The 4069-nt window shown below is 69.8% G+C and carries 4 protein-coding genes; all 4 read left to right on the top strand.

Features of this window, described 5'->3' with window-relative positions:
* The coding region (locus Q664_RS17615; RefSeq protein WP_152622157.1) for a serine/threonine protein kinase at positions 1-1612 on the top strand (1612 nt) is incomplete at its 5' end.
* Positions 1613-1632: 20 nt separating this feature from the next.
* Positions 1633-2568: a DUF2381 family protein gene (locus Q664_RS17610; RefSeq protein ID WP_052518277.1), complete on the top strand. Its 936-nt coding sequence runs from the start codon at positions 1633-1635 to the stop codon at positions 2566-2568.
* Positions 2569-2801: 233 nt separating this feature from the next.
* Complete coding sequence (locus Q664_RS17605; protein WP_235216741.1) at positions 2802-3365, top strand: hypothetical protein; 564 nt, start codon at positions 2802-2804, stop codon at positions 3363-3365.
* An 87-nt stretch (positions 3366-3452) separates the two neighbouring features.
* Positions 3453-4069, top strand: a 617-nt coding sequence (locus Q664_RS17600; protein WP_043396442.1) for a hypothetical protein, incomplete at its 3' end; no start/stop codon positions are given.

Here is a 4069-nt window from a genome sequence, read left to right as displayed (position 1 = left end):
CTGGCCGGATCCTGTCGAGGGCCACCTCTACCATGTCATGGACCTGGTGCCCGGCCTCCCCCTGGATGAGTGGCCCGAGACGCGCACCACCTCCTTCCTCCAGCTCGCCGAGGCGGGGGCGAAGATGGCCCTGACGCTCGGAGCGCTCCACGCCCGGGGCGTGGTGCACCGGGACGTGAAGCCCGGGAACATCCTCATCCGCGAGCCGGACGGAGAGCCGGTGCTGGTGGACTTCGGCATCGGGGTCTACGAGGGCGCCGAGCCGCTCACCCCGGGCCCGCTGCCACCGGGCACCACGCACCTGCGCAGCCCCGAGGCCATGCGCTTCTGGCTGGCGCGAGGCAAGCACTCGGGCGAGCCGTACGAGGTGGGTGCCGCGGATGACCTGTACGCGCTGGGGGTGAGCCTGTACCGCGCGGCGACAGGGCACTACCCCTTCAGGCCCGAGGGACTCGGAGATCTGCTGGTGCTGGCGATCGCCACGCAACGGGCGCCCGAGCCCCGGAGCGTCAACCGGCGGATGCCCAGGGCGCTGAGCGGCGTGCTGATGCGCATGCTGGCCAAGGATCCGAAGGAGCGCTACCGCGACGGCGCCGAGGTCCACGACGCGCTGATGGCGGCGGTGGCCTTCGGGAGGCGCGCGCGGTGGGAGGCGGACGTCTTCGAGTGGGAGGAGGTGGCGGCGGCCCGGGAGGGAGAGGCCCCCGGGCGGCGCATCCGCCGGCCGGAGATGCCCACGCGGCCACAAACACCTCCCGCGCCCGCCGTGAGGCTCGTGGAGGGAGGCGGCGCTTCCGGGCGGGGACGACGAGGACGGGCGGCGGCCCGGGAGCGTCCGAAGCGAGGCCTGGCGCGGCCATGGACGTGGCTGGCCGTGGCGCTGGGGGCCGGCCTCGCCCTGGCGGCGGCGGTCTCCGCGAGTCATGAAATGGCGCGGGCCCCCAAGGCCCCTGACACTGGGTCGGCCGCGGCTCCACTACTTCCGGAGTCAACCCCCGCGGCCGCCGCTTCCCCCGCGGCGTCCCCCAAGGACGAGACCCCCGTGAGCCCCGTGAAAGACAAACAGCAGAAGAGCCCCACTCCGCCCAAGAGCCCGCGGCCGGCCAGGGCGGGCACCACCACCCTGCGCGGCCTGTGTGCCGGAGCGGCGGCCGTGACGAACATGGCCTGCGCGGGAGCCCAGTTGGCCAAGGCCCCTCCCGGACCCGAGGCGTGCCCGGCCGGCGCCCAGGAGGCCATGACGCAGACCCTCGGTGACTTCTTCCGCTACCGCAACCCCTTCAACGAAAAAGGGCCTGGCCTCCACCTGGAGACCGAGGGCCAGCCCCGGTGGCTCGCCGTGCGCGAGGGCGACATCTCGGCCATCCTCTCGGACCCCTGGGGCAAGCTGCCTGTCAACAGCGTGCTCACCGGGAAGCTGCATTTCGCGCGAGGCCGCGCCTACGCGCGCCTCACCCGGGCCTGGACACCCCAGGGAACCTCCTTCCCCATCTGCGCGGAGATCTGGGAACCGGGCGTGCGCGGCCTCGAGCTGAGACCAGGAAGCACCCCCGGCGAGCTCGAGGCCTTCTCCACCCACATCATCGCGCTGCCAGTCCGCCGCTTCGACTGACGCGCCCTCCCCAGGCCGCCATGCTCCTCCCCTCCGCCGCCCTCCTGCTGCTCTCCTCGTCGCCGGATACCGCGCTCCGCCGGCCCTGGCCGGACGCGTGTGACGAGCCCGCGCGGTCCATCGAGTTGCCGGCGGAGTCCGCCCGGGAGCCGCTCGAGGTGTGCATCAGCGCGGAGCTCGCCACCACCTTCGTCTTCGACTCCGGGGTCGCCCGGGTGGAGCTGGAGGACGCGGAGCGGTTCCGGCGGGTGGACGAGGACGAGGGGACCCTCGTGCTCGTGCCCAGGAGGAAATCCCGGAGCGGGAAGCCCTCGCGGTTGACGGTGTACTTCGAGGGGAACGCCACTCCCGCGAGCGCCACCTTCGCGCTGGTGGTCCATCCGGCCCGGCTCGCGCGGGAGGTGGATGTCTTCCGCTTCGGACGTCCAGAGGAGCCCTGGGAGCGCGAGCTCCGGGAGGCACGCGAGGACAACGAAAGGCTCGCGCAGGAGCTGCGGCGGCTTCAGGCGGAGGACCAGGGACAGGGTGCCATCACCCGGCTGTTCTCCAGGGGCCGGATGGAGATGGGCGAGCCGGGGGTCGTGTTCAGCGTTCTCTCGAAGTCCATCACCCTGTCTCCGGCGAACACACTCAAGGTGGAGGGGGTCTTCGCCTACCGCTACACCACGGACGTGCCGGAGGGCGGCGAGCCCGTGTTCCGGGTGGCCGTGGCACTGAGGTTGAGGAACCCGGGGGCGCAGCCCTGGACGGCGGCGAGGGCCACGCTGACACGTGACGGTGAAGAGGTGACACAGCCCGGCGTGTGGCAGCCGAACCCCCTTGCACCCCTGGGTCGCGGCTTCGTCGTGGCGGAGACGGAGCTGCCGGAGCGAGAAGCCCGCGGGAAGCTCACGCTCCGCCTCTGGGATGCACAGGGAACCCTGGGCGTCGAGATTGGAAACGTGAGCTTCCCCTGACGCCGGAGGACTCACTCCATGAAGAAAGTTCGGGAGAAGCGGTGAGAGATTCAGAAAGAAACAGTGGAACCAGGACGAGGAGCACCTTGGGGTTGGCGGCTTTTCTCCTGGTGCTCTTGGCGGCCCTCGGTGCCCAGGCGGAGCCGCCCTCCTCCAAGCTCCCTGGCCGCAAGCCGGACTCCAAGGAGCCCTGGGGCGCTTTTCTTGGCAAGGCTGCGCATGAGGCCATTGGCATGGAGTACAGCGTGCGGCATCACACCAACGCCGTCTTCCTCGACACCGTCAATCTCTCCAGAATTATGGAGGAGGGGAAGTTGGGGGACCCCGAGCGTCTTTCAGCGCTCGTGAGGCTCTTGCGCCCGGACATCACCGATACCGACGCCCTCGTGCTCTTCGAGATCAAGCCGGACAATGAGGAGGGGCGCAAGGAAGGGAGAGAACAGGCGGGGCGCTACCTGGCGGCTCTGAATGAGGCAGTCGAGCCTGACAAGAAACTGGCGGGAGGCACAGGCTTCGAGGGGTCGCTCTTCCTCGAATTCGAGAACGGGGGAGCACTCTGGCAGTTGTCCTGGCGCACGCCAGAGCCCGGAGTGACGCTGTACCGCTGGAGCTACCGGCGCAAGAAGCCCCATGCTTCCTGGAAGGAGCGGGCGGCCCAGAAGGCAGAGGAGTTGCCCAGGGAAGAAATAGAACAGCGCGGTGAGTTGGCCGAGCAGGCGATCCGGGGCGCCTATGAAGGGGGCGAACGGCCCAAGGGCTTCCAGGGCCAGGTCTACCTGCCTGTGGACTGCCGCTGAGCGGGCGGGAGGCGTCTGCCGCCCTCGGAGCGCGCGAAGGGCCAGGCGCTTGAGGAGCGTCTGACCGCTGTGGTAGGGCGAAAAGCCATGACCACGGACCAGTCCCCGGTGCTCGAGTTTCCAGCGTGGCTCTACGGCACCACCGCCGCCATCCTCCGGAAGGTGAGAGCCGAGGGCCGCTGGTGGGCCCGGGAATACCTCGAGACCAGTGCCTTTCCCCAGCCCCGGCAGATGCGCCAGGTGCTGCCCGGCGAGGTGCTGGTGATGCGCCAGGCGGCCGAATTCGACTTGGGCCGCACACGCTGGTGGATGCACCTGTTCGGCGGCGTCTTCATGGACTTGAATGAAGGCGTCCCGAAGGAGGAGCGTCAACGCATGAGGGAGTCCTTCGAGTCCTTCTGCCTGAGCACTCCGTGGGGGGCTCTCTACCATGCCGTGTCCCCACCCCCGCCGCATAGCGCGGAGCGCATGGCGAAACGGCTCGCATCGGTGCTCCGCTTCTGGGACGTGCTCCAGGGCCCTCGCTACGCGTTCTGGCCCGATAAGAAGTACACGCTGGAAGAGCTCATGGAGGATATCTACCGCAAGACCCTGGAGGCCTGGTGCCCCGGAGGCCCGGCCTCGGTCCGCGAGCACATGGCCCTGACGGTGGAGCGCATGTCTCGCGCGACCCGAGAAGAGTGCATGGAGGCCGTGCTCCGGGT

The organism is Archangium violaceum Cb vi76, assembly GCF_000733295.1.
GTDB lineage: Bacteria > Myxococcota > Myxococcia > Myxococcales > Myxococcaceae > Archangium > Archangium violaceum.
The sequence above is the reverse complement of the archived record's forward strand: the minus strand, read 5'-3'. Positions and strand labels throughout refer to the sequence as shown.